This is a genomic window from Burkholderiales bacterium, assembly GCA_035560005.1.
GTDB lineage: Bacteria > Pseudomonadota > Gammaproteobacteria > Burkholderiales > Eutrophovitaceae > DASRFY01.
Map to the genome: position 1 here is coordinate 108,113 of DATMAN010000063.1, position 24,439 is coordinate 132,551.

The 24,439-nt window shown below is 64.9% G+C and carries 20 protein-coding genes and 1 tRNA gene; 3 read left to right on the top strand and 18 right to left on the bottom strand.

The features are described 5' to 3' along the window. Nucleotides 1–108: 108 nt before the first annotated feature. Nucleotides 109–2,052, bottom strand: coding sequence for a molecular chaperone HtpG (gene htpG, locus VNM24_09615; protein HWQ38849.1), 1,944 nt, complete (start codon nt 2,050–2,052; stop codon nt 109–111). A gap of 122 nt (nt 2,053–2,174) precedes the next feature. Between htpG and VNM24_09620 the strand changes: the two genes are divergently transcribed. Next, on the top strand, nt 2,175–3,275 hold the full coding sequence (locus tag VNM24_09620) for a sorbosone dehydrogenase family protein (GenBank protein ID HWQ38850.1): 1,101 nt from the start codon (nt 2,175–2,177) through the stop codon (nt 3,273–3,275). Here VNM24_09620 and VNM24_09625 read toward each other — a convergent pair. Further along, nucleotides 3,259–5,430 carry an AMP-binding protein gene (locus tag VNM24_09625; GenBank protein ID HWQ38851.1) on the bottom strand — a complete coding sequence of 724 codons (2,172 nt, stop codon included), beginning with the start codon at nt 5,428–5,430 and terminating at the stop codon, nt 3,259–3,261. The two genes, VNM24_09620 and VNM24_09625, sit on opposite strands and share 17 nt — an antisense overlap. 442 nt (nt 5,431–5,872) lie before the next feature. Between VNM24_09625 and VNM24_09630 the strand changes: the two genes are divergently transcribed. After that, nucleotides 5,873–6,826, top strand: a complete 954-nt coding sequence (locus tag VNM24_09630) for a crotonase/enoyl-CoA hydratase family protein (GenBank protein HWQ38852.1) — start codon at nt 5,873–5,875, stop codon at nt 6,824–6,826. A 73-nt stretch (nt 6,827–6,899) separates the two neighbouring features. Further along, a complete protein-coding gene (locus tag VNM24_09635; protein HWQ38853.1) occupies nt 6,900–8,840 on the top strand; it encodes an EAL domain-containing protein in 1,941 nt (646 codons plus the stop codon). A 165-nt stretch (nt 8,841–9,005) separates the two neighbouring features. On the opposite strand, the gene VNM24_09640 is transcribed toward VNM24_09635, so the two are convergent. The 16 genes from VNM24_09640 to VNM24_09715 form a co-directional block, all read right to left on the bottom strand. Further along, nucleotides 9,006–9,560, bottom strand: a complete 555-nt coding sequence (locus tag VNM24_09640; protein HWQ38854.1) for an NUDIX hydrolase — start codon at nt 9,558–9,560, stop codon at nt 9,006–9,008. After that, entirely contained in the window at nt 9,557–11,020 is a 1,464-nt protein-coding gene (nuoN, locus tag VNM24_09645) for an NADH-quinone oxidoreductase subunit NuoN (GenBank protein HWQ38855.1), read from the bottom strand. The genes VNM24_09640 and nuoN overlap by 4 nt, the downstream gene beginning before the upstream one ends. Nucleotides 11,021–11,074: 54 nt before the next feature. Then, complete coding sequence (locus VNM24_09650) at nt 11,075–12,556, bottom strand: NADH-quinone oxidoreductase subunit M (protein HWQ38856.1); 1,482 nt, start codon at nt 12,554–12,556, stop codon at nt 11,075–11,077. A gap of 10 nt (nt 12,557–12,566) precedes the next feature. Beyond that, nucleotides 12,567–14,564, bottom strand: a complete 1,998-nt coding sequence (gene nuoL, locus VNM24_09655; GenBank protein ID HWQ38857.1) for an NADH-quinone oxidoreductase subunit L — start codon at nt 14,562–14,564, stop codon at nt 12,567–12,569. Nucleotides 14,565–14,706: 142 nt separating this feature from the next. Continuing rightward, nucleotides 14,707–15,012 (bottom strand): NADH-quinone oxidoreductase subunit NuoK, encoded by a 306-nt coding sequence (nuoK, locus tag VNM24_09660; GenBank protein HWQ38858.1) that lies wholly within the window; start codon nt 15,010–15,012, stop codon nt 14,707–14,709. 105 nt (nt 15,013–15,117) lie between these two features. Beyond that, nucleotides 15,118–15,729, bottom strand: coding sequence for an NADH-quinone oxidoreductase subunit J (locus VNM24_09665; protein HWQ38859.1), 612 nt, complete (start codon nt 15,727–15,729; stop codon nt 15,118–15,120). A 58-nt stretch (nt 15,730–15,787) separates the two neighbouring features. Next, nucleotides 15,788–16,276: an NADH-quinone oxidoreductase subunit NuoI gene (nuoI, locus tag VNM24_09670; GenBank protein HWQ38860.1), complete on the bottom strand. Its 489-nt coding sequence runs from the start codon at nt 16,274–16,276 to the stop codon at nt 15,788–15,790. Between the two features lie 13 nt (nt 16,277–16,289). Continuing rightward, nucleotides 16,290–17,327 carry an NADH-quinone oxidoreductase subunit NuoH gene (gene nuoH / locus VNM24_09675; protein HWQ38861.1) on the bottom strand — a complete coding sequence of 346 codons (1,038 nt, stop codon included), beginning with the start codon at nt 17,325–17,327 and terminating at the stop codon, nt 16,290–16,292. Nucleotide 17,328: 1 nt separating this feature from the next. Further along, nucleotides 17,329–19,692: an NADH-quinone oxidoreductase subunit NuoG gene (gene nuoG / locus VNM24_09680; GenBank protein ID HWQ38862.1), complete on the bottom strand. Its 2,364-nt coding sequence runs from the start codon at nt 19,690–19,692 to the stop codon at nt 17,329–17,331. Between the two features lie 3 nt (nt 19,693–19,695). After that, on the bottom strand, nt 19,696–20,949 hold the full coding sequence (nuoF, locus tag VNM24_09685) for an NADH-quinone oxidoreductase subunit NuoF (protein HWQ38863.1): 1,254 nt from the start codon (nt 20,947–20,949) through the stop codon (nt 19,696–19,698). Nucleotides 20,950–20,996: 47 nt separating this feature from the next. Next, the gene (gene nuoE / locus VNM24_09690; protein ID HWQ38864.1) at nt 20,997–21,470 is read right to left on the bottom strand and encodes an NADH-quinone oxidoreductase subunit NuoE; all 474 of its coding nucleotides are present in this window, start codon (nt 21,468–21,470) and stop codon (nt 20,997–20,999) included. Nucleotides 21,471–21,481: 11 nt separating this feature from the next. Continuing rightward, nucleotides 21,482–22,735 (bottom strand): NADH-quinone oxidoreductase subunit D, encoded by a 1,254-nt coding sequence (locus VNM24_09695; GenBank protein HWQ38865.1) that lies wholly within the window; start codon nt 22,733–22,735, stop codon nt 21,482–21,484. Nucleotides 22,736–22,754: 19 nt separating this feature from the next. Further along, nucleotides 22,755–23,354 carry an NADH-quinone oxidoreductase subunit C gene (locus tag VNM24_09700; protein HWQ38866.1) on the bottom strand — a complete coding sequence of 200 codons (600 nt, stop codon included), beginning with the start codon at nt 23,352–23,354 and terminating at the stop codon, nt 22,755–22,757. Nucleotides 23,355–23,361: 7 nt separating this feature from the next. After that, a complete protein-coding gene (locus VNM24_09705; GenBank protein ID HWQ38867.1) occupies nt 23,362–23,838 on the bottom strand; it encodes an NADH-quinone oxidoreductase subunit B family protein in 477 nt (158 codons plus the stop codon). Nucleotides 23,839–23,851: 13 nt separating this feature from the next. Continuing rightward, nucleotides 23,852–24,220, bottom strand: a complete 369-nt coding sequence (locus VNM24_09710; protein HWQ38868.1) for an NADH-quinone oxidoreductase subunit A — start codon at nt 24,218–24,220, stop codon at nt 23,852–23,854. A 105-nt stretch (nt 24,221–24,325) separates the two neighbouring features. Beyond that, a tRNA-Leu gene (locus VNM24_09715) sits at nt 24,326–24,410 on the bottom strand. Between the last annotated feature and the right edge of the window lie 29 nt (nt 24,411–24,439).

The following is a 24,439-nucleotide window of genomic DNA, read 5'->3' on the forward strand; positions in this document are numbered from 1 at the left end:
TCGCACGGGCCCCGGCTTGGCGTGCCCCTCCCTCGCCGCGTGAACGCGGCGACCCTTGCCTTTGTTCCGGATCCCCCGTGCCCCGCGTCGTTCCAGACATGGAAGGGCTCAGGCCTCGCCGCCGGGCGTCCAGATGCGCGGCCCGCTGTCGCCGGCGAGCGCGAGCATCAGCGCGTTCAGGCGCCGGACGAACGCGGCGGGATCCTCGAGCGTGCCGCCCTCGGCAAGCATCGCCTGGTCGAACAGGATGCGACTCCAGTCGGAGAATCGCGTCTGGTCGGTCTGCGCCTTGAGCCGCTGTACGAGCGGATGCCTGGGATTGATCTCCAGAATCGGTTTGGTGGTGGGTACCTTCTGGCCCGCCGCCTTGAGCAGCCGCTCCAGGTTCATGCTCATGCCGTGCTGGTCCACCACCAGACACGCCGGCGATTCGGTCAGCCGGTAGGTGATCCGCACGTCCTTGACCAGTTCGCCGAGCGCTGCGCCGATGCGCTGCACGAGCTCCTTGTACTCGCCCGCCTCCTGCTCCTGCGCACGCTTCTCCTCGTCGGCGAGCCGGCCCAGATCGAGGTCGCCCTTGGCCACCGAGGCGAGCGGCTTGCCCTGGAACTCGTGCAGGCTGGCCACCACCCACTCGTCGACCCGATCGTACATCAGAAGGACTTCAATGCCCTTCTTGCGGAAGATCTCCAGGTGCGGGCTCGATTTCGCCGCGGGGAAGCTCTCGGCGGTGATGTAGTAGATGCGTTCCTGCCCTTCCTTCATGCGCGCGATGTAATCGGCCAGCGACACGCTCTGCTCCTCGGTGTCGGTATGCGTCGAGGCGAAGCGCAGCAGCTTCGCGATGCGCTCCGCGTTCGCGGGATCCTCGCCGATGCCTTCCTTGAGCACGCGTCCGAACTCGCGCCAGAACGTGGCGTACCTGTCCTTGTCCTTTTCCGCCAGCTCCTCCAGCAGCGCGAGCACCTTGTTGATGCAACCCTTGCGCATCGCCTCGACGTCGCGCGATTCCTGCAGGATTTCGCGCGACACGTTGAGCGGCAGGTCGTTCGAGTCGATCACCCCACGCACGAAACGCAGGTAGGCCGGCAGCAGATGCTCGGCGTCGTCCATGATGAACACGCGCCGCACATAGAGCCTGACGCCATGACGGTGCTCGCGGTCCCACAGATCGAACGGAGCCCGCGACGGCAGGTACAAAAGCAGCGTGTACTCGTGGCGGCCTTCGACCCTGGAGTGCGTCCAGGCAAGCGGCGGCTCGAAGTCGTGGGCGACGTGCTTGTAGAACTCCTGGTACTGGGCGTCGCTGATCTCGCTCTTCGGGCGCGCCCACAGCGCGGAGGCCTGATTGACCTGCTCCTCTTCCTCCTTCGCCACGAACTCGCCCTTGGCCGGGTCCCATTGCTCCTTTCTCATGAGAATGGGCAGCATGATGTGGTCGGAGTACTTGCGGATGATGGCGCGCAGGCGGTTGCCGTCGAGCAGTTCGTCCTCACCGTCTTTCAGATGCAGGATCACGTCGGTGCCGCGAGTCTCCTTGCGCAGCGTTTCGATGGTGTAGTCCCCCTCGCCGCTCGACTCCCAGCGCACCCCGTGCTCGGCCGCAAGCCCCGCGCGCCGGGTGAGCAGGGTCACGCGGTCGGCGACGATGAACGCAGAGTAGAAACCCACGCCGAACTGGCCGATCAGATGCGCGTCCTTGGCCTGATCCCCGGTGAGCCGCTCGAAGAACTCGCGCGTGCCCGACTTCGCGATGGTGCCGATGTTGTCGACCACCTCCTGGCGCGACATCCCCACTCCGTTGTCGGAGATGGTGAGGGTGCGGGCGGCCTTGTCCACGCTGACCCGGATCTTCAGGTCCGAGTCGTTTTCGAACAGCGCCGGGTCGGTCAGCGCCTCGAAGCGCAGTTTGTCGCATGCGTCCGAGGCATTGGAAATGAGCTCGCGCAGGAAGATCTCCTTGTTGCTGTACAAGGAGTTGACCATGAGCTTGAGCAGCTGCTTGACTTCGGCCTGGAATCCCAGGGTTTCTTTGGTGGAAACTTCCGACATGGGGGTGCATCCTCCGTGCGCAAACGTTGAAAACCTTGGGGCGGACGAAGGCGCGTTCAAGGCCCGGCCGGAACTCGCGCGCCACGTGCTTGTCACCCAAACATCGAATCCAGGAGAACCCCATGCCCAGCCCGATGCGCTTCCTGCCCGGTCTGCTCGCCCTCTCGACCGGGTCCGCAGTGGCGGCACTGCCGCTCGACCTGATCAAGCTGCCCGCGGGTTTCTCGATCGAGGTCTTCGCGGCCGGCGTGGCCGACGCCCGCTCGCTGGCGCTGGGCGAAAAGGGCACTGTGTTCGTCGGCACGCGCGCCGAGGGAAAGGTTTACGCGCTCCTCGACGAGGACCGCGATGGCAAGGCGGACCGCCGCTACACCATCGCGACCGGGCTCAATATGCCCAACGGGGTGGCGTTCCGGAAGGGCGCTTTGTTCGTGGCGGAAATCAACCGCATCCTGCGCTTCGACGACATCGAAGGACGGCTCGCCGATCCGCCCCGGCCGGTGGTGGTGAGCGACAGGTTCCCTGGCGACCGCCACCACGGCTGGAAATTCATCGCCTTCGGCCCGGACGACAAGCTCTACGTGCCGGTGGGCGCGCCCTGCAACATCTGCGAGCCCGACCCGGACCGTTACGCCAACATCATGCGCATGAACCCCGACGGCAGCCAGTTGGAAGTGTTCGCGCGCGGGGTGCGCAACACGGTGGGCTTCGCCTGGCATCCGCGAACCGGCGAACTGTGGTTCAACGATCACGGGCGCGACTGGATGGGGGACGACATGCCCTCGGACGAATTGAATCGTGCGCCGCGGCCGGGCATGCATTTCGGCTATCCGTACTGCCATCAGGGCGACACGCAGGATCCCGAGTACGGCCACAAGCGCAAGTGCAGCGAGTTCACGCCACCCGCACTCAAGCTGGGCGGACACGTCGCGCCCGACGGACTGCGTTTCTATACCGGGACCATGTTCCCGCCTGAGTACCGCAACCGGATCTTCATCGCACAGCACGGCTCCTGGAACCGCAGCCGCAAGAGCGGCTATCGCATCATCTCGGTAAGCCTCAGGGACAACGAGCCGGACAAGGCGGAAGTCTTCGCGGAAGGCTGGAAACAGGGCGAACAGAGCTGGGGACGTCCGGTCGACTTGCTGGTCATGCCGGACGGGTCGCTGCTGGTCTCCGACGACCAGGCCGACGCGCTCTATCGCATCACCTACTCGAGGTAGGCGTGCGCGGGGCCGTAGAGGCGCCCGACTTTTCCTGCTCGGGATCGGCGCCGGCGGCGGCCAGCAGGCGCTTGTACGTGTCACCTTCGAGCAGCGCCTGCAATCCCACGTAGTCGGTCTTTCCGGTGGCGAGCAGCGGCATCTCCGGAACGTGGACGATGCGCCGCGCCACCGACAGGTCGTGCGCGCCGAGCGCGCGCGCGGCATCGGCGAGCCGCGCGCGGCTGAGTTGCGGGTCGGTAGTAAACAGCACGGTCGTCTCCCCGCTGAAATCCTGCGCGCGCAGGATCGCGGCATGATGATGGTCGGGCGAGGCTTTTCTCGCCACCTGCTCGATCACGTCGAGCGAGATCATCTCGCCGGCGATCTTGGCGAAACGCTTCACCCGCCCGCAGATGCGGACAAACCCGTCGCCGTCGACTTCGACGACGTCACCGGTGTTGTACCAGCCCTCGCCGAACGAAGACCGCGGCGGCTCCAACAGCCCCGGGTTGGTATAGCGGTAGTAGCCCAGCATCAGGTTGGGGCCGCGGATATGCAGCACTCCGCCTTCACGAATGCCATCGAAGGGTTCGAGTCGGTAATCGACCCCAGGGAGGAACCGGCCAACGCTGCCGCGGCGGACGCTTCCCGGCGTGGCGAGCGCGATGACCGGCGCGGCTTCCGTGGCGCCGTAGCCCTCGTAGATCCGCAGGCCGAACTTCTCCATCCAGGCGCGCGCCACCTCCGGGGCCAGCTTCTCGCCGCCCGAGATCACGTAGCGCAGCCGACGGAAATCCATCGGGCTGGCGTGACGCGCATAGTAGGAGAGAAAGGTACTGGTACCGAACAGAATCGTGCAGTCGCGCCGGTACGCGATTTCCGGTATCGCGCGGTAGCGCAGCGGCGAGATGTACAGAAGGAGCCGGGTGCCAGTGATCAGCGACAGAAGCATGCCGGCGGTAAAACTGTAGGCATGATAGATGGGCAGCGGGTTGAGCACCTTGTCTTCGACTGTGAAGTCGAACACCGCCCGCAACTGGGCCACGTTGGCCACGACCGCGTGGTGGGAGAGCACGACGCCTTTGGGCCGATCTTCGGAGCCCGAAGTGAACAGGACCACGGCCGGATCGAGGTTGGACTGCCTGGCGATCACCAGGCGCGGAAAGCGCAGAGCGAACAGCACCAGCCAGAGCTTGTCGGCGAGGCCGAACTCGGAGCGGATGTCTTCCAGGTACAGCAGGTTCCAGTCCGCGAGTGCCTGGACGAGCGATTCGAGCTTCGCCTGCTCGATGAACTTGCGCGAGGTGACGACGTTGCGCACCCGGGCTGCGACCGCCGCGCTTTGCACCCCGAGGGCGCCGCTCGTGTAGTTGAAGATGGCCGGCACCCGGCCCGCCGCGGACACGCCCATCACCGCGCACACCGAAGCGATCACGTTCGGCAACAGCAGGCCTACGTTCTCACCGGGAGCGGTGTGACGGCGGATCCAGCGCGAGATCGCGAGGCTGCCTTTCAGCAAATCGCCGTAGGACTTCGGCTCTTCGTTGTGGTCCTCCATCAGCAACCGTCGGCGCCCGTGCACCGCGATGGCGTCCAGAAAGCACTCGAAGATCGGCTTGCTCGAATGCGAATGCAACCACATCGACTGCATGATGTCGGCCAGCCGGCAGGTAGCGAAGGCGCGCCGGCGCCGCCCATGGGCGGCCGTTCCCCCGTCGATCCGGGCCGGGGGCAACACGCTGAGCGACACCGAAGGCAGGAGCGGAGGTCTGGTCGAGCGCGCCAGACCGCGGCCATCGGCTTCGACACGAACCGGGACCACCGGGGCCCCGCTTTTCAGCGCGATCAACGCGGCCACCGGATAGACCTTCATGACGCCGTCACCCGCGTTGATCCGGCCTTCGGGATACAAGACGACCGGGCGACCGGTCCTCAGCAGGCGCAACACCCGCTTGATGGTGCGCGGGTTGTTGACGTCGAGCGCTTCGTGGTCCACGAGGCGCAACACGGCACGCCACCAACGGGATCGCGCTTCTTCCGGCGGAACGACGATCACCGGTTCGCGGGGCAGAAACAGCCCCAGCAGCAGCGCATCGAGCCGCAACAGGTGATTGGAAACCACCAGCAGCCGGTTGTTGTGTTTGAAGGGCGTCAGGTCACCGCGTACTCGCACGCGTAGCAGCACCCTGAGCAACAAGCGGAGGGCAAATCTTATTGTCACGAAGCGGCCCGCATCTCCGACGGTCGCTGCATTGTCCGCGTGGGAGCGCTCTTAAGTCAACAAAATCCGCAAGTTGCACAGCCATGCAAAGGCTCGGCGACAAGGGCCCGATTTTATGCCGCTGGCAAAACCTCCTTCCAGAAACGTCGCCTTAGGGAGACGAGTTCATGCAACTTGTTGAGCACTAAGAGAAAAAGGCAAATCTATCAGAGCGTTAGATTTGCAAACCTGCCGCGACTTGGCTAGATTGGCCCAAGCACTATGTTCGGAAACCGCTGTGCGATTGCGTCTGGCCCACCAGCCGGTAAGCCTCCGCCCCAGGATGCCGGTTCAGAGTTTTCGCCAGCCGGTTGCGCAGTGCAACGAACCTTCTCGTCGCTAGGAGAAACACAAAATGGACATGACCGTACCCCAGGCCGTACTGAGCCTACCCACCCGGACCTCCGTCTCGACGCCGAACCCGGCCGCGGCCGGTCCTTCTCTGGCAGGACCCAATGAGTACTTTTTCTCGGAACAGCTGTCGGCTTTCTATGACTATGCGCTGCGCGCGGTGTGGCTGCGGTGGAAACCCATGCCGCGACCGAATTTCAACCCCGATCTGCTGAGCGACCTGAGCCGCTACTGCCGCTTTCTGACCCAGACCGAGGGCCGCCTCGAGGTCGACGGGCAGACCGCCCACATCGAGTACGCGGTTCTCAGCTCGGGAGTCAAAGGGGTCTTCAACCTGGGCGGGGACTTGCAGCTCTTCGTCCGGCTCATCGAACAGCAGGACCGGGAGGGCCTGCTCAAGTACGGCCGTGCGTGCATCGACGTTCTTTACCGCAACTACATCGGGCATGGCCTGCCGATTACGACCGTCTCGCTGGTGCAGGGAGAGTGCCTGGGAGGCGGGTTCGAGGCGGCGCTTTCATCCGACGTACTGATCGCCGAGCGGCAGGCGCGCTTCGGCTTTCCTGAAATCATGTTCAACCTGTTCCCGGGCATGGGCGCCTATTCTTTCCTGGAGCGCAAGATCGGCCGGCGCCTGACCGAGGAGCTGATCTCCAGTGGCAAGGTGTACAGCGCCGATGATATGCTGGCCTTGGGGGTGGTGGATCTCGTCGTCGAGGAAGGCAGAGGAGAGTCGGAAGTCGCGGCCTTCATCCAGGCCCGGGTGCGCAACCGCAACGGACTCAACGGCATCGCGGCCGCCAGGCGGCGCGTGGCCAAGCTCGACTACCAGGAGCTCGACGCCGTCGTGGAAGTCTGGGTCGACACGGCGCTGCGCCTCACGCATCGCGATCTGAAGCTGATGCAGCGTCTGGTCGCACGTCAGAGCGAAATGGGCGGCGCGCGGGCACTCCACTGAAATCGGTCAGTGAGCGCTCCCAAGGGGGTGTGCCGAACCGCCGGTTCGGCGCGAGAACACAAGCGCACGTTTCATGGCTCAGAACGGGTCCGAATACACGATTCAAGAGGCCGCGGCCAAGCTCGGCATTCCGGTGCAGAAGTTGCGCCGGTGGGACGTACAGGGCGTGCTGGTGGCGCGGCGTACCGGCGGCGGCCACCGGCGCTATGCGCGCGAGATCATCGACGGCCTGGCGAACTCCGCTGCGCCGCCCAGGGAAGACCGGCAGAATGACGAACTGGCGGCCGCGCGCAAGTCGCTCAAGGAAAAGCGCCGCGTCATCCAGCTTCTGCTGGAAAGCGAAGCACGCTACCGCGACCTGGTCGAAACTTCCCATGATCTGATATGGACCACGGACGCGCTGGGCCGCTTCACCTACCTGAACAACGGCTCGCTGGACATCTTCGGCCTGCATCCCAAGGATCTCATCGGGCGCTGCTTCTTCGATTTCGAGGCGCGGCCGTCGCACATCTCCAACCGGCGCTTCCTGTCCACCCTGCGCAAGCACGGCGAAGTCAAGGACTACATCACGCACCTGATCGCGGCTGACGGGAGCGACCGCTGGGTCGGCATCAATGCCCGGGTCTCGTACGACGATGACGGGCGTATCGTCGGACTGCGCGGCACCGCGCGCAACATTACCGAGCAGCACCGTTCGGCGCTGCAGATCGAGTATCTGGCCACGCACGACTCGCTGACCGGCCTGCCCAACCGGGTGAGCCTGCAGCGCACTCTGGAAGCCGCGCTCGCGTCGGGAGAAAAGGGCGCCGTGCTGCAGCTCGACATCGATCATTTCAAGTACGTCAACGACAACTTCGGGCATCGCGCCGGAGACCAGTTGCTGATCGCGGTGGGGGGTGTGCTCAAGGATCTCGTCAAGGAGCGCAATGCCGGGGTGTTCCGGCTTGGCGGCGACGAGTTCGCCCTGCATCTGCCGGACGCGCTGCGCAGCGAGGCGATCAGCACCGCCGAGGCGGTGCTCGACACGCTGCGGCGCTTCAAGCCGCAGATGGCGCACGACACCTGGCTGTCGACCCTGAGCGCTTCGATCGGCATCGCCACCTATCCTTTCCAAGGCGGGGACGTGGCCACGCTGCTCGCCAACGTCGACATCGCCATGTACCAGGCGAAGGACGACGGCCGCAACCGCTTCGTGCTGCACGACATCACATCGGAGGAACTGCGCGCGACGCATCGCCGCGTGCACTGGGCGCGGGAACTCAGGCAAGTGCTCGACCAGGACCGAATCACGGTCTGGTCGCAGCCCGTGGTACGGCTCTCCGACCGCCAGACGGTGCACCACGAGCTGCTGGCTCGAATCAGCGACCGCAATGGCGAGGTCGTGCTCCCCGCGCAATTCATCCAGATCGCCGAAGAACTGGGTCTCGTCCGGGAAATCGATCTACGTGTGGTGGAGAAGCTGCTCGGCTACCTGTCCGCTGCGGAGCGACGCGGGCAGAAGGCGCGCTACTTCGTCAACCTGTCGCGCGCCAGCATCTCCGACCCGAACTGGGTGCAGCGTTTCAGGCGCCTGCTCGAAAGCGCCAGCGTGACTCACAGTCAGCTCGTGTTCGAGATCACCGAGACGGCGGCGATGGCCAACGTCAATCTGACGCAGAGATTCATCGCCGACCTGCGCCGGCTCGGCTGCCGTTTCGCGCTGGATGACTTCGGCGCGGGCTTCAGCTCCTTCTACTATCTGAAGCGTTTCGACGTCGATTATCTCAAGATCGACGGCAGCTTCGTGCAGGAGGTGGCGAAGGACGACGCGGCGAAGCTGTTCGTCCGGGCGCTGTGCGACGTGGCAATGGGGCTGAACAAGCAGGTCATCGCGGAATGGGTCGAGTCCCCCGCGGCGCTCGAGATTCTCGCGGGCATGGGCGTGGAGTACGCCCAGGGCCACCTGTTCGGTGCGCCGAAGCTTCTGATTCCTGAAACGCCCGCCCTGCCCGCCGACGAAGCGCGCAGCGCCTGAACCGAAGCAAGACCCATCTCATGATCGCTCACGCGTGCGAGGAAGGCGGCTTTCATCGGACCGCCCGGCCGCGTCGGGCACAGAGCCAGCACCACCAGCGTCGGCGAGGATCGTTCCATCCCGCGGGTTGGCGTTTGCGTGCGCCTTTCCGGGTGAGGCCGATCGCTAGACTTTCCACTCGCCCCGGGCGAGTTTCTCCGCGATCAGCAGGCCGAGCATGGTCTTGGCGTCGGCGATGCGGCCGTCGCGGATCCAGGACAGCGCTTGCTCCAGGGGAACGACGAGCGACTCCAGGAACTCCCCGTCGTCAAGCGCCTTGCCCTTGAATTCCAGCCCGCGCGCGAGATAGAAGTCGATGCGCTCGTTGGAGTAGCCCACGCACGGATACAGCGGTCCCAGCGCGGACCACTCGCGCGCCGTGTAGCCGGTCTCCTCCAGCAGCTCGCGCTGGGCGGTTCGCAGGGACGGTTCTCCCGCTTCGAGTTTGCCGGCCGGCAGCTCGTAGCAGTGCATTGCGACCGGATAGCGGTACTGCCGCTCCAGCAGGATCGATCCGTCGTCGAACACCGGCAGGATCAGCGCCGCGCCGGGGTGAAGGACGTACTCGCGGCGAGCCTGCCCGCCGTCTGGCAGGCGCACCTCGTCCTCGTTGACCTGCAGCAAGCGCCCGCGATAGACGGTGCGCGAGGCGATCGGCTTCTCGGTGAAGTCCGCGCTCATATCTGGAAGGAAAGCTGGATGGCGCGCTCGCAGGCCGCGAGCAGCGCGCCGGGGAGCAGACCCAGCGCGATCACGGCGATTGCGTTAAGCGCCATGAGCAGCCGGGACTCGGGAAGCGCGGCCACGCCGACGCGATCAGGCGAGTCATCGAAATACATCAGCTTCACCAGTCGCAGATAGTAGAACGCGCCGATCAGCGAAAACAGCACAGCGACGACGGCCAGCCATACCTGCCCGACCGACACCACCGCCTGCAGCACGAACAGTTTTGCCCAGAAACCGACCGTGGGCGGCACTCCCGCCATGGAGAACATCAGCAGCAGCATGACGAACGCGTACCACGGACTCTTCTGGTTCAACCCCTTGAAGTCGTCCAGCTCTTCGGCCTCGAAGCCTTCGCGCGCCATCAGCAGGATCATGCCGAACGCGCCCAGACCCATCAGAACGTAGACGACCGCGTAGAACATCGCCGCGCCGTATCCCTCGACGGTTCCCGACAGCACCCCCAGGAGCAGAAAGCCCATGTGCGAGATCGTCGAATAGGCGAGCATGCGCTTCAGGTTGCTCTGCGCGATCGCCGCGAGGTTGCCCAGGGCGAGCGAGGCGACCGCCAGCAGGATCAGCATCTGTCGCCACTCCGCGGCGATCGCCTCCGCGCCCAGCGCGGATACCAGAAGCCGCATGATGAAGGCGAAGGCGGCAAGCTTGGGCGCCGTGCCGATCATCAGTGTGGCGGCGGTCGGCGCGCCATGGTAGACGTCGGGCACCCACATGTGAAACGGCACCGCCCCGAGCTTGAACCCGATGCCCGCCACCAAGAATACCAACCCGAACAGCAGAATGCGGGGAATCGCCGCCCCGCCGGCAATCCGCTCGGCCACGTCGGTGATCTCCAGCGAACCGGTCGCTCCGTAGATCATGGACATGCCGTAGAGCAGCATTCCGGAGGCAAGCGCCCCCAGTACGAAGTACTTCATCGCGGCCTCGGTGCTGCGGGCAGAATCGCGTTGCAGCGCCACCATCGAGTACAGCGACAGCGACATCAGCTCCAGCCCCAGGTAGAGGATCAGCAAGTGATTGGCAGAAATCATCACCATCATGCCGAGTGCCGCGAACAACGCCAGCACGAAGAACTCGCCACGGAACATCCCGCGCGGGATCAGATAGGCGCGCGAATAAGCCAGTCCCACCGCGACCGAGGCGCAGACCAGCAGCTTCAAGGCATCGCCCATCGGATCGGCCACGAACATGCCGTTTAGCGCATAGACTACGTCGTCGCCCCCCTCCAGGACCGCGATCGCCGCCGTGGCCGCGAGCGCGGCCTGCGCCAGGACATAAGTGACCCTGCGCCTCTCCTCGCGCAGGAACAGGTCCACGAGCAGGATCACCGACACCGCCAGCAGAAGAAAAGCCTCCGCCGCTGCCGGGACGAGATCGCCGAACCAGGGAATGTCGTTCATTGAACCGTCCTCGATCTTCTTCCCGAGTTGCGGGCCGCCGACTTCATCCTGTTCTCACAGCTTGGACCGCGCGACGTGCTGCAGCAGCCCCTCCACCGAGGCGTGCAGCACTTCGGTGAAGGGTGCCGGGTGGATCCCCATCCACAACACCGCCAGCGCCGCCAGGCCGAGCACCAGCGCCTCGCGCCACGAAATGTCGGTCAGCGCGCCGACCCGGCTGTTGGCCACCGCGCCAAAGACGACGCGCTTGTACATCCACAGCGTATAGGCCGCGCCGAACACCAGGGTGGTCGCGGCCGCGGCGGCGTACCAGAAGTTCTCGTCCATCGCACCCATGACGACCAGAAACTCGCCCACGAAACCGCTGGTTCCGGGCAGGCCCGAGTTCGCCATGGCGAAGAGCATGAAGAAAGCCGCGAACGCGGGCATGGTATTCACCACTCCGCCGTAGTCGGCGATCAGCCGCGAGTGCAGGCGATCGTAGAGCACTCCCACACAGAGAAACAGCGCCCCGGAAACGAAGCCGTGCGAGATCATCTGCATGACGGCCCCCTCCAGGCCATGCGCGTTGAACAGGAAGGTGCCCAGCGTCACGAATCCCATGTGGGAGATCGAGGAGTAGGCGATCAGCTTCTTCAAGTCGTTCTGCACGAGCGCCACCAATCCGATGTAGACCACCGCGATCAAGGACAGCGCAATCACCGCCGGAGCGGCCACGTGACTCGCATCCGGCAGGATCGGCAGCGACAGGCGGATGAATCCGTAGGCGCCGAGCTTGAGCATGATGGCCGCCAGCACCACCGAGCCCCCCGTGGGCGCTTCCACATGCGCGTCCGGGAGCCAGGTATGCACCGGCCACATGGGCACCTTGACGGCGAAGGCGGCGAAGAAGGCGACGAACAGCAGCAGCTGGGCGGCGAGCGGGATCTCCATGCGGTAATAATCCGGCAGCGAGAAGCTCCCGCCGGACACGTTGTACAGGTAGATCAGCGCCACCAGCGTGAGCAGCGAACCGAGCAGCGTGTAGAGGAAGAACTTGAGCGCGGCGTACACGCGGTTCGGGCCGCCCCAGATCCCGATCACCAGGAACATCGGGATCAGAGTGGCCTCGAAGAAAACGTAGAACAGCGCAGCGTCCAGCGCGCTGAACACCCCATTCATGATCCCGGACAGGAACAGGAATGACGCCATGTACTGAGCCACGCGGTTGCGGATCACCTCCCAGCCGGCGATCACCACCAGCACGGTGGTGAAACAGTTGAGCAGGATGAGCAGCAGAGAGATGCCGTCGATGCCCAGGTGATAGTGGATATTGAACGACTCGATCCACGGGACTCGCTCGACAAACTGCATCTCACCACTCGAGCGATCGAAGCCCGTCCAGAGCGGAATCGCGACCAGGAAACCGCCAACCGCGCCGCCGAGCGCGAGCCAGCGGGCCGCCCGGGCGTTGCGCTCCGGGCCGGTGAGCAACACAGCCACGCCGGCCAGGATCGGCAGCCAGATCACGGTGGACAGCGGTGCGAGCCCCAGCATGACCGAACGCTCACGCGCGCGCGAACCAGATCGTCAACAGGATGAACACGCCGACGATCATGGTGAACGCATAGTGATAGATGAATCCGGACTGGACCTTGCGCACCAGGCCCGCGAACCAGGCCACCAAGCGCGCCGAACCGTTGACCAGCACTCCGTCGATCACGCCCTCGTCCCCTACGCGCCACAACCCGCGGCCGACCGCCCGAGCCCCTCCGGCGAAGAACCAGTCGTTGAAGCGGTCGAAGTAGTACTTCTGTTCGAGAAGCACGTACAGCGGCTTGACCGCCTCCTGGATTCGCGCCGGCAGGTCGGGGCGCTTCAGGTACAGATACCAGGCCACGAACGCACCGGCGGCCGCCAGCCAGAATGGAGCGGCGCCGAAACCGTGCACCGCCATCGCCAGCCACCCGTGGAATCCGGCCGCCAGCACGGCGACGACATCGTGCTGCGCGGAAACGCGGATTGCATCGCCGAAGAATCCCGAAAGCAGCGGCCCGACCGCCGCCGCGCCGATCGCCATCGAGGGCAGCGCCAGCGCGACCAGCGGAAGCCACACGACGGGCGGTGATTCCCGGGGCGAACCCGCACGGTGTGCGTCGTGGCCGTGCGGCTGCGCGACGCCGGCGCCGCGACCGGAAGCGGTCTCGGCGAACCGCTCCTTGCCTTCGAAGACCAGGAAGTACATGCGGAAGCTGTAGAGCGCCGTCACGAAGACGCCGACCGTCAGGGCCGCATAGGCGAATCCCGCGCCGGGCAGCCTGGACAGGTGCACGGCCTCGATGATGCTGTCCTTGGAATAAAAGCCCGAGAGAAACGGAAAGCCGATCAACGCCAGCGTCCCGATCAACGAGGTGATCCAGGTAATCGGCATGTAGCGCCGCAGCCCGCCCATCCGGCGCATGTCCTGGTCATGGTGCAGGGCGATGATCACCGAGCCGGCGCCGAGGAACAGCAGCGCCTTGAAGAAGGCGTGCGTCATCAAATGGAAGATGGCGATCGAATAGGCCGAGGCGCCCAGCGCGGCCGTCATGTAGCCCAGTTGCGAGAGCGTGGAGTAGGCCACGACGCGCTTGATGTCGTTCTGCACGATGCCGAGCAAACCCATGAAGAGCGCGGTGATCGCCCCGATCACCATGACGAACGACAGCGCGGCCTCCGACAGCTCGAACAGAGGCGACATGCGTGCAACCATGAAGATGCCCGCGGTCACCATGGTGGCGGCGTGAATGAGCGCCGAGATCGGAGTTGGGCCCTCCATGGAATCCGGCAGCCAGACGTGCAGGGGAAACTGCGCGGACTTGCCCATCGCGCCGACGAACAGGCACAGGCAGACGGTGGTGATGAGCGGCCATTCGATCCCATGCGCGCTCCAGACCAGATCCGCGCTCTTCGCCGGCGCCGCGGCGAACACGTCGGCGTAGTGCAGCGTGCCGAAGTGCGTGAGGATCAGCGCGACGCCCAGCAGAAACCCGAGGTCGCCCACACGGTTAACGAGAAAGGCCTTCAGGGCGGCGTAGTTCGCGCTGGGGCGCGTGTACCAGAAACCGATCAGCAGGTAGGAGACCAGGCCCACCGCTTCCCAGCCGAAGAACAGCTGCAGGAAGTTGTTGCTCATCACCAGCATGAGCATCGAGAAGGTGAAGAGCGAGATGTAGCTGAAGAAGCGCTGGTAGCCGGGATCGTCGGCCATGTAGCCAATGGTGTAGATGTGCACCATGAGCGACACGAAGCTCACCACCAGCATCATCGTGGCGGAGAGCCGGTCGATCAGGAAGCCGATCTCGAACCGGACTCCTCCACTCGTGGCCCAGGTGTACACCGCGCCGTCGAAAGTATTCCCGGCGAGGACGTCCAGGAACACGAGGGCGGCGGCGGCGGTGGACACTGTCATGCCGAGGATGGTGACCCAGTGAGCGCCGGCGCGTCCGATCTGCCGGCCGAACAGGCCTGCGATGATCGAGCCGGCGAGCGGCGCCAGCGGGACGAGCAGATAGAGACCCTTCATGTGACGAACCGCGCCAGGGGCGAGGGGAGTGGATCGAGGAAAGCCCCGCCCGGACCCGCGATTCGGGAGTTGCCGGATGCGGTGCGCGGCGTCGCTGGCTCGCGTAGCCCTTCGTTCCTCACTGCTGCCTCCTCATGCCCTTTCATCCTTTCAAGCGGTCCAGGTCGTCGACATTGATGCTGCGTACGTTGCGGAACAGAACCACCAGGATCGCCAGGCCGATGGCCGACTCGGCAGCGGCCACGGTCAGAATGAAGAACACGAACACCTGACCCGCGATGTCGTCGAGGAAATGAGAAAAGGCAACGAAGTTCAGGTTCACCGCGAGCAGCATCAGCTCGATCGCCATCAGCAGAATGATGACGTTCTTGCGATTGAGGAAGATGCCGACGATGCTGATCGCGAACAGGATGGCCCCCAGGATCAGGTAGTGGGAGAGCGAGATCACGCCGCACTCCCGGGGCAGCACGAAGGACAAGGATCAAGCCGTGAGGCATCGACATCACCCAGCCGCGCACGCACACGCAACGCTCCGCCCCGCGCTTCCGACACCTTATTCCTCACCGGGTTTCTCCGCCGGCATCGACACGAGCCGCACGCGGTCCTGCCGTCGGACCTTGATCTGCGCCGCAGGATCCACGTACTTCGTGTCCTTGCGGCGGCGCAGCGTCAGCGCGATCGCCGCGACGATGGCCACGAGCAGGATCACGGCCGCGATCTCGAACGCGTATACGTAGTCGGTGTACAGAACGCGCCCGAGCGCCTTGGTGTTGCTGTAACCCGGCTCTCGCGCCGCAGAAGCCGGCGTGCCCTCCAGGCCGAAGTAGCGCCCGCCCAGCACGACCGCCATTTCAGCCACCATGATCCCGGCCACCGTGAGCCCGGGCACCAGATAGTCCCAATAGCCCTCGCGCAGCCGATCCAGGTTGATGTCGAGCATCATCACCACGAACAGGAACAGCACCATGACCGCGCCCACGTACACGAGCACCAGCGCGATCGCCAGAAACTCGGCTTCGAGGAGCAGCCACAGGCCGGCGGCGGTGAAGAAGGCCAGCACCAGGAACAGCGCCGAATGCACAGGGTTGCGCGCAGTGATGACGCGCAGCGCCGCGAACAGCAGGATCGCCGCGAAAAAGTAAAAGACGCCGCTTTGGAAATCCACGTTGTTATTGGTTGGTAAGGATTGAGGGGTGAAGGGTGCTCCCCTCACGCCTCACGCCTCACCGGTACCTGGCATCCTCCGCGCGATCCCTGGCGATCTGCTCCTCGTAGCGGTCTCCGATCGCGAGCAGCATTTCCTTGGTGTAGACGAGGTCGCCGCGTTTCTCGCCGTGGTACTCGAAGATGCGCGTCTCCACGATCGAGTCGACCGGACAGGACTCCTCGCAGAAACCACAGAAGATGCACTTGGTCAGGTCGATATCGTAGCGCGTCGTGCGGCGTGTGCCGTCCGCGCGCTGCTCGGATTCGATCGTGATGGCGAGCGCCGGGCACACCGCCTCGCACAGCTTGCAGGCAATGCAGCGCTCCTCCCCATTGGGATAGCGCCGCAACGCGTGCAGTCCGCGGAAGCGGGGGCTCTGCGGAGTCTTCTCTTCCGGATACTGGACGGTGACCTTGCGAGCGAACAGGTAACGGCCGGTCAGCATCAGGCCCTTGAACAGCTCGAAGAGCAGGAAGGTGCGGAAAAAATCGCGCAGGCGCCCGATCATGTGCGTCGCCTCACCACGGCCACCAGGCGGTGCGCATCAGCGCGCCGATCAGGACCAGCCACACCAGGGTCAAGGGGATGAACACTTTCCAGCCCAGGCGCATGATCTGATCATAGCGATAACGCGGGAAGGTCGCGCGGAACCAGAAAAAGCAAAAGAGCAAGAACGCGACCTTGGCGGCCAGCCAGAGGAACCCGTCCGGCACGCCCGGTACCGGCGCCAGCCACCCGCCCAGGAACATGATCGAGGCGAGCGTGGACACCAGGATCATGTTCGCGTATTCGGCCAGGAAGAACACCGCAAAGGCGGTTCCCGAGTATTCCACATGGAAGCCGGCGACGATCTCGGACTCGCCCTCCGCGACGTCGAACGGCGCGCGGTTGGTTTCAGCGACCGCGGAGACGAAATAGACCAGGAACATGGGCAACAGGGGAATGAGGTTCCAGCCCAGCATTCCCCAAGGGGTGCGCTGCGCCTCGACGATCTCGGTCAAGTTGAGACTGGCCGACATCATCAGCACGCACACCAGGGCAAAACCCATCGCGATCTCGTATGCGACGATCTGCGCGGCAGAGCGCATCGCACCCAGAAAGGCGTACTTCGAGTTCGAAGCCCATCCCGCCACGATCACTCCGTAGACGCCCATCGAGGTGATGGCCATGATGTAGAGCAGACCGGCGTCGATGTCGGCAAGTACCCATCCGTCGGCGAACGGCACGACCGCCCAGGCCGCGAGCGCGGGCATCAGCGAGAGCACTGGAGCAGAGATGAACAGGAAGCGGTTCGCCCCGGAAGGGATGACCACTTCCTTGATGAGCAGCTTCAGGACGTCGGCGAAGGGCTGCGCCCAGCCGCGCAGGAAGTGCACGCCGAAGAAGGTCACCCGATTCGGGCCGAGGCGCAGCTGCATGTAGCCGATCACCTTGCGCTCGGCGAGGGTCAGCAGCGCCACGCACAGGATGACCGGCACAACGATGGCCAGGATCTTCGCCAGGGTCCACAGGGTGAGCGCGGCGCCGGGTCCGACAAGGTTCTCCAGCCAGTCCATATCAGACGCCCGCCTTCTCGTGCGCCGGCGCACGCTCGAGGGATACGGTGCCGAACGGGGCGCCGAGCCGGCTGGTTTCGGGGCAGGCCGTGGCCAGCCGCACGCAATCGGGCGGCAGCCGGTCGTCGCGCCCGAACCCGACCACGACGCTCGCGCCGTCCTGAGTCACGCGCACCAGATCCGCGCTTTGCAAGCCGAGCCGCTCGATCAGCTGTCCCGGCAGCCACGCTTTGGCGACCTGGGCATCGCGCGTGCGCTGCAGGGAGCTCGCCCGGCGGACGATGCCGTCCGTATGGTAGATGGGAACTTCGCCGACGCGCTCCAGCCCGGCCACGCCGGGCTGCGCAACGCAAAGCTCGATGTCGAGGCGGTTGTCGAGCCGTGCCGCGATCTCGCCGATCGAACTGTCCAACGCGCGACGCACGTCCTCAATGGTCTCGTAGCCAAAGCCGGCGATGCCGAGAAGCGTGCCCAGCACGCGCAGCACCTTCCAGGCGGGACGCGCCTGTCCGAGCGGCCGCACGACGGCCTGAAAACGCTGCAGCCTGCCCTCGGCGTTGACGAACGTCCCCGGCGTTTCCGTGAAAGGCGCCACGGGCAGCAGGACCTGCGCGTAGTCCATCGCGCCGTGGCGATAGGGCGAGAGCGCGATGACGCACTCGGCGGCGCTCATCGCAAAGCGCGCCAGGCGCGGATCGGAGATGTCGAATTCCGGCTCGGCATGCAACAGCAGGTAAGCCTTGAGCGGCTGCTGCAGCATGGCGAGCACGTGGCGGCCGGCCCCCTCCGCGCCCGGCCAGGCCCGGGCCAGATAGCCGCCGACGCTGTTGGCGGATTCGCCGAGAAAGCCGAACCGCGCTCCGGCAGTTTCCGCCAACATCGCGGCGAGCGCCTGCAGTTGCGCGCGTGCCGGATGATGAGCGGCCAGGTTGCCCAGCAGGATCGCGGGGCGCTCGCCCGAGGTGAGGCTTTGCGCAATGCGTTGCGCCTCCTCGCCCGGCGCGAGCCCGGCAAGCGCCGCGGGTGCCGCAACCCCCATCAGACGCGCAGCCGCCACGGCGATTTCCGCCAGCGCGAGCGGCATCGCGCTCGGCGCCACGATGCGCTTGGCATGGACCCGGGTCAGCAGATCGTCGTCCACCGGGTTGACGATGCACAGCTGCGCGCCCCTTTTCACCGCCTGGCGGATGCGGTGCGCCAGCAGCGGCTGTTCCTTGCGCAGCGTAGAGCCCACGACCAGGACACGGTCGAGAAGGCCGATGTCGGCGATCTTCATGCCGAGCCACGGCACGCCGCGCATGGCGCGCTCGGCGGAGAAATCGCTCTGTCGCAGCCGGAAGTCGACATTCGCGCTGCCCAGCCCGCGCGCGAGCTCGCCGAGCAGATAGAGCTCCTCGAGGGTGGCAATCGGGGCCGCGAGTGCCCCGATGGCAGCGCCGCCATGTGTCGCTCGCACGCGCGCCAGTTCCTTCGCCGCGTGATCAAGAGCGGTCGGCCAATCGACTTCCTGCCACGCACCCTCGCGCTTGATCATGGGTGCGGTAAGCCGGTCGGGGGCGTTCAATCCCTCATAGGAAAAGCGGTCGCGATCGGACAGCCAGCACTCGTTGATCTCCTCGTTCTCGAGCGGCAGCACCCGCATCACGCGGTCATGCATGACCTGTACCACCAGGTTCGAGCCCAGCGAGTCGTGGGGCGCGACCGATCTGCGTCGCGCAAGCTCCCAGCTGCGTGCGCGGAAGCGAAACGGCTTCGAGGTCAAGGCGCCGACCGGACAAAGATCGATCATGTTTCCGGACAATTCGGAGTCCACCGTGCGTCCGACGAAGGCGATGATTTCGGCATGCTCGCCGCGTCCGGCCATGCCCAGCTCCATCACGCCGGCGATCTCCTGGCCGAAGCGCACGCAGCGCGTGCAATGGATGCAGCGGCTCATCTCCTCGGCCGCCACCAGCGGGCCCAGGTCCTTGGGCGCAACCACACGCTTGGGCTCGCGATAGCGCGACTTCGACGGACCGTAACCCACGGCCAGATCCTGCAGCTGGCACTCGCCTCCCTGGTCGCAGACCGGGCAGTCGAGCGGATGATTGATGAGCAGGAATTCCATGACCCCCTTCTGTGCCTGGACTGCGATCTCCGAATGCGTCCAGACCTTCATGCCTTCGGTCGCGGGGGTCGCGCAGGCGGGCAGCGGTTTCGGCGCCTTTTCCACGTGCACAAGGCACATGCGGCAGTTGGCGGCGATCGACAGCTTGCGGTGATAGCAGAAGTGCGGCACATAGACGCCCAGGCGGTTGGCGGCGTCCATGATCGTGCTGTTTTCCGGCACCTCGACCGGCCTGCCATCGATTTCGAGACGGACCATGGGTCAGCCGACCGGACAGCACTTCTCGCGGACGTGGTACTCGAACTCGCCGCGGAAGTGTTTGATGAAGGAGCGCACCGGAAGCGCGGCCGCATCGCCCAGCGCGCAGATGGTCCGGCCCTGGATGTTCTCGGCCACCGAGTTCAAGGTATCGAGGTCCTCTTCTAGCCCTTCGCCGCATTCGATGCGATGGATCATGCGGTAGAGCCATCCGGTGCCCTCTCGGCACGGCGTGCACTGACCGCAGGATTCCTCGAAATAGAAATAGGACAGTCGCCGCAGACAGCGCACCATGCAGCGCGTGTCGTCCATGACGATCACCGCCCCCGAGCCGAGCATCGAACCGGCCTTGGCGATCGCGTCGTAATCCATGTCCGTGGCCATCATCACCTCGCCGGGCAGCACCGGCATCGAGGAGCCGCCCGGAATGACCGCTTTCAGCGCGCGTCCGCCCCGCACGCCACCCGCCATCTCGAGCAACCGCGCGAACGGCGTACCCAGCCTCAGTTCGTAGTTGCCGGGCCGCTCGACGTCGCCCGAGACCGAGAAGATCTTGGTGCCGCCATTGTTGGGCCGGCCGAGCGCCAGGTAGTTCTCGCCGCCGTTCAGCACGATCCAGGGAACGGCGGCAAACGTTTCGGTGTTGTTGATCGTGGTCGGCTTGCCGTAGAGCCCGTAGCTCGCAGGGAACGGTGGCTTGAACCGCGGCTGGCCTTTCTTTCCCTCGAGCGATTCGAGCAGCGCGGTCTCTTCGCCGCAGATGTACGCACCCCAGCCGTGGTGCGCGTACAGATCGAAGGAGAAATCCGAGCCCAAGATGTTCCGGCCCAGATAGCCGGCAGCGTAGGCCTCCGCCAACGCCTCCTCGAAGCGTTCGTAGATTTCCCAGATCTCGCCGTGGATGTAGTTGTATCCCACCGTGATGCCCATCGCGTAAGCGGCGATGGCCATGCCTTCGATCACGATGTGCGGGTTGTAGCGCAGGATGTCGCGATCCTTGAACGTGCCCGGCTCGCCCTCGTCGGAATTGCAGATGAGGTACTTCTGGCCGGAAAAGGCCCGCGGCATGAAACTCCATTTCAACCCGGTAGGGAAGCCCGCTCCGCCGCGTCCGCGCAGCCCAGATTTCTTCACTTCCGCGATGACCTGCTCGGGCGGAATTCGTTCGGCGAGAACCTTTCTCAGCGCCCGATAGCCGCCGCGCGACTCGTAGTCCTTCAGTCGCCAGTTCAGGCCGGTGAGTCCTTTGAGAATGATGGCGTCCGGACCGAAGAAGTCGGGAGGAAGCGGCAGTTGCGGGGCGCTCACTTCAACTCCTCGATCAGCTCGTCGAGCTTGTCCGGCGTCATGAACGACAGCATCGTCTTGTCGTTGAGCAGGCACACCGGCGCATCGCCGCAGGCGCCCATGCACTCGGCCTCCTTGAGCGTGAAATGGCCGTCGGCCGTCGTTTCACCGAAAGCGATGCCGAGCTTGCGCTTGAGATGTTCCGCCGCCCGGTCCGCGCCGGCCAGCGCGCACGGCAGATTGGTGCAAACGGCGATCTTGTAGCGCCCGACCGGCTGCAGGTTGTACATGCTGTAGAAGGTGGCGACTTCCCACACCGCCACCGGCGGCATTCCGAGGTAGCCGGCCACGAACTCCACCGTCTCTGGGGAAATCCATCCCTTCTCTTCCTGGGCGATGGTCAGCGCGGCCATGACCGCGGATTGTCTGCGATCCGGCGGATACTTGGCCATCGCCTTGTCGATCTTGGCCAGAGCTTCGGGACTCAGCACCATCGGCGCGCTCAACGATCGATCTCTCCGAACACGATGTCCTGGGTGCCGATGATCGCCACCATGTCGGCGATCATGTGCCCCCGCGCCATCTCGTCCATGGCCGAAAGGTGCGCGAAACCGGGCGCGCGGATCTTCATGCGGTAGGGCTTGTTGGCGCCGTCGGAGACGAGATAGATGCCGAACTCGCCTTTCGGGGCCTCGACCGCGGCATAGACTTCGCCGGCGGGCACGTGAAAACCCTCGGTGAAGAGCTTGAAGTGATGGATCAGCTCTTCCATGTTGCTCTTCATCGCCACGCGCGAGGGCGGGGCCACTTTGTGGCTGTCCGTCATGACCGGGCCGGGGTTTTTTCGCAGCCAGTCGATGCACTGGCGAATGATGCGGTTCGATTGCCGCATCTCCTCGATGCGCACGAGGTAACGGTCGTAGCAGTCGCCATTGACGCCGACCGGCACGTCGAACTCCATGCGGTCGTAGACCGCGTAGGGTTGCTTCTTGCGCAGGTCCCAGGCCACGCCCGAGCCGCGCAGCATCGGGCCGGTGAAGCCGAGCGCGACGGCACGTTGGGGGGACACGACGCCGATGCCAACAGTACGCTGCTTCCAGATGCGGTTGTCGGTGAGCAGCGTCTCGTATTCGTCGACGAGCTTCGGGAAGCGGTTGGTAAAGTCCTCGATGAAGTCGAGCAGCGAGCCTTGCCGGTTCGCGTTGAGCGCCTGCACCTGCTTCTCATCGCGCAACGGCGATACCTTGTAGCGCGGCATGGAATCCGGCAGGTCACGGTAGACGCCCCCGGGGCGGTAGTAGGCGGCGTGCAGGCGCGCGCCGGACACCGCTTCGTAACAGTCCATCAGGTCTTCGCGTTCCCGGAAGCAGTACAGGAATACGGTCATCGCGCCGACGTCGAGCGCGTGCGCGCCGAGCCAGAGAAGATGATTGAGGATGCGCGTGATCTCGTCGAACATGACCCGGATGTACTGTGCCCGGATCGGCACCTCCACGCCGAGCAACCGCTCTATCGCCAGCACGTAGGCATGCTCGTTGCACATCATCGAAACATAGTCGAGCCGGTCCATGTACGGCACCGACTGCAGGAAGGTCTTGTGTTCGGCGAGCTTCTCGGTGGCCCGGTGCAGCAACCCGATGTGCGGATCGGCGCGCTGGATCACCTCTCCGTCGAGCTCGAGCACCAGCCTCAGCACCCCGTGCGCCGCCGGGTGTTGTGGGCCAAAGTTCATCGTGTAGTTGCGGATTTCAGCCATCGGATCTCGTGCGCTCGGCCTATTCCACATCTCCGTAGTGCTCCTCGCGCACCACACGCGGAACGATCTCGCGCGGCTCGATGGTGACCGGCTGGTACACCACCCGCTGCTGGTCCGGGTCGTAGCGCATCTCGACGTGCCCGGACAGCGGGAAGTCCTTGCGGAACGGATGGCCGACGAAGCCGTAGTCGGTCAGCAATCGCCGCAGGTCCGGATGTCCCGGGAACACGATGCCGAACAGGTCGAAGGCTTCGCGTTCATACCAGTTGGCGGAAGGCCACAGGTCGACCACCGAATCCATCTGCGGAAAATCGTCACTCCTGCAGTACGCAACCACCCGCAGCCGCCAGTTGTGCGCGAGCGAGAGCAGGTGATACACCACCGCAAACCGCGGGCCTTCGCGCGTCCCGTTCCCGAAATGCAGGTAGTCGACCCCGCACAGGTCGGTCAGCTGCTCGAAGCGCAGGCTGTCATCGTCGCGCAGCAGCCTGGCGCATTCGCGCAGATCGGTGGCGTCGACCGTGAGCGTCAACTCGCCCAGCGCGGACTTCAGGTCCCGCGCGCGCGCGCCGAGTGTCCTGCGCAGGTTGCCTTCCAGCGTGGCGAGTTTGTCGGGCATGGGGGCTTCAGCGGGCGATCGTGTTGCTGCGGCGGATCTTGTTCTGCAACTGGATGATGCCGTAGAGAAGCGCTTCCGCCGTGGGTGGACAGCCGGGCACATAGACGTCCACGGGCACGATGCGGTCACAACCGCGCACCACCGAGTAGGAGTAGTGGTAGTAACCGCCCCCGTTGGCGCACGAACCCATCGAGATCACCCAGCGCGGTTCGGCCATCTGATCGTAGACCTTGCGCAGCGCCGGGGCCATTTTGTTGCACAAAGTGCCGGCGACGATCATCACGTCGGACTGGCGCGGGCTGGGCCGGAACACCACGCCGAAGCGGTCCAAGTCGTAGCGCGAGGCGCCGGCGTGCATCATCTCCACCGCGCAGCAGGCCAGGCCGAAAGTCATCGGCCACAGCGAGCCGGTGCGCGTCCAGTTGATGACGTTGTCCAGGGTGGTGGTGACGAATCCGCGCTCAACCAGGCCTTCGGTAGCCATGTTCACACCTCGACTATTCCCATTCCAGCGCCCCCTTTTTCCACTCGTAGACGAACCCGACAACGAGGATCGCCAGGAATATGACCATGGCGACGAAGCCAAAGGTCCCGATCTCCTCGAACACGACCGCCCACGGGAAGAGGAAGGCGATCTCCAGATCGAACAGAATGAACAGGATGGCGACGAGGTAATAGCGCACGTCGAACTTCATGCGCGCGTCCTCGAAGGCCTCGAAGCCGCATTCGTATGGAGAGAGTTTCTCGGCGTCGGGCCGATGCACGCCCAGCAGCCGGCTCAGCAACGCGCCGAGCAAGGGCAACGCGACTCCGATCGCGAGGCCGACGAAGATGAACAGGAGGATTGGAAAGTACTGCTCCAGCATTCGTGGCTTTGGTACTGCGCGCCCGCGCAGAATGAAATCGGTTCCCTTCGGCGGCGCTGCGCCCGTGCCTGCGTGGACGGGGCGCCGCGCCATGCTCTGGAAGAATGGTGCCGATGGTGAGACTCGAACTCACACGGCTTTCGCCACCGCCCCCTCAAGACGGCGTGTCTACCAATTTCACCACATCGGCATGTCCGGCAAAGGTCCGGGACGGGAGCT

Bases quoted from the DNA above. Each gene is read 5' to 3' on its own strand.
- htpG (HWQ38849.1), bottom strand. From the start codon at position 2,052: ATGTCGGAAGTTTCCACCAAAGAAACCCTGGGATTCCAGGCCGAAGTC.
- VNM24_09620 (HWQ38850.1), top strand. From the start codon at position 2,175: ATGCCCAGCCCGATGCGCTTCCTGCCCGGTCTGCTCGCCCTCTCGACC.
- VNM24_09630 (HWQ38852.1), top strand. From the start codon at position 5,873: ATGGACATGACCGTACCCCAGGCCGTACTGAGCCTACCCACCCGGACC.
- VNM24_09635 (HWQ38853.1), top strand. From the start codon at position 6,900: ATGGCTCAGAACGGGTCCGAATACACGATTCAAGAGGCCGCGGCCAAG.
- VNM24_09640 (HWQ38854.1), bottom strand. From the start codon at position 9,560: ATGAGCGCGGACTTCACCGAGAAGCCGATCGCCTCGCGCACCGTCTAT.
- nuoN (HWQ38855.1), bottom strand. From the start codon at position 11,020: ATGAACGACATTCCCTGGTTCGGCGATCTCGTCCCGGCAGCGGCGGAG.
- VNM24_09650 (HWQ38856.1), bottom strand. From the start codon at position 12,556: ATGCTGGGGCTCGCACCGCTGTCCACCGTGATCTGGCTGCCGATCCTG.
- nuoL (HWQ38857.1), bottom strand. From the start codon at position 14,564: ATGAAGGGTCTCTATCTGCTCGTCCCGCTGGCGCCGCTCGCCGGCTCG.
- nuoH (HWQ38861.1), bottom strand. From the start codon at position 17,327: ATGGACTGGCTGGAGAACCTTGTCGGACCCGGCGCCGCGCTCACCCTG.
- nuoG (HWQ38862.1), bottom strand. From the start codon at position 19,692: ATGGTCCGTCTCGAAATCGATGGCAGGCCGGTCGAGGTGCCGGAAAAC.
- VNM24_09695 (HWQ38865.1), bottom strand. From the start codon at position 22,735: ATGGCTGAAATCCGCAACTACACGATGAACTTTGGCCCACAACACCCG.
- VNM24_09700 (HWQ38866.1), bottom strand. From the start codon at position 23,354: ATGCCCGACAAACTCGCCACGCTGGAAGGCAACCTGCGCAGGACACTC.
- VNM24_09705 (HWQ38867.1), bottom strand. From the start codon at position 23,838: ATGGCTACCGAAGGCCTGGTTGAGCGCGGATTCGTCACCACCACCCTG.
- VNM24_09710 (HWQ38868.1), bottom strand. From the start codon at position 24,220: ATGCTGGAGCAGTACTTTCCAATCCTCCTGTTCATCTTCGTCGGCCTC.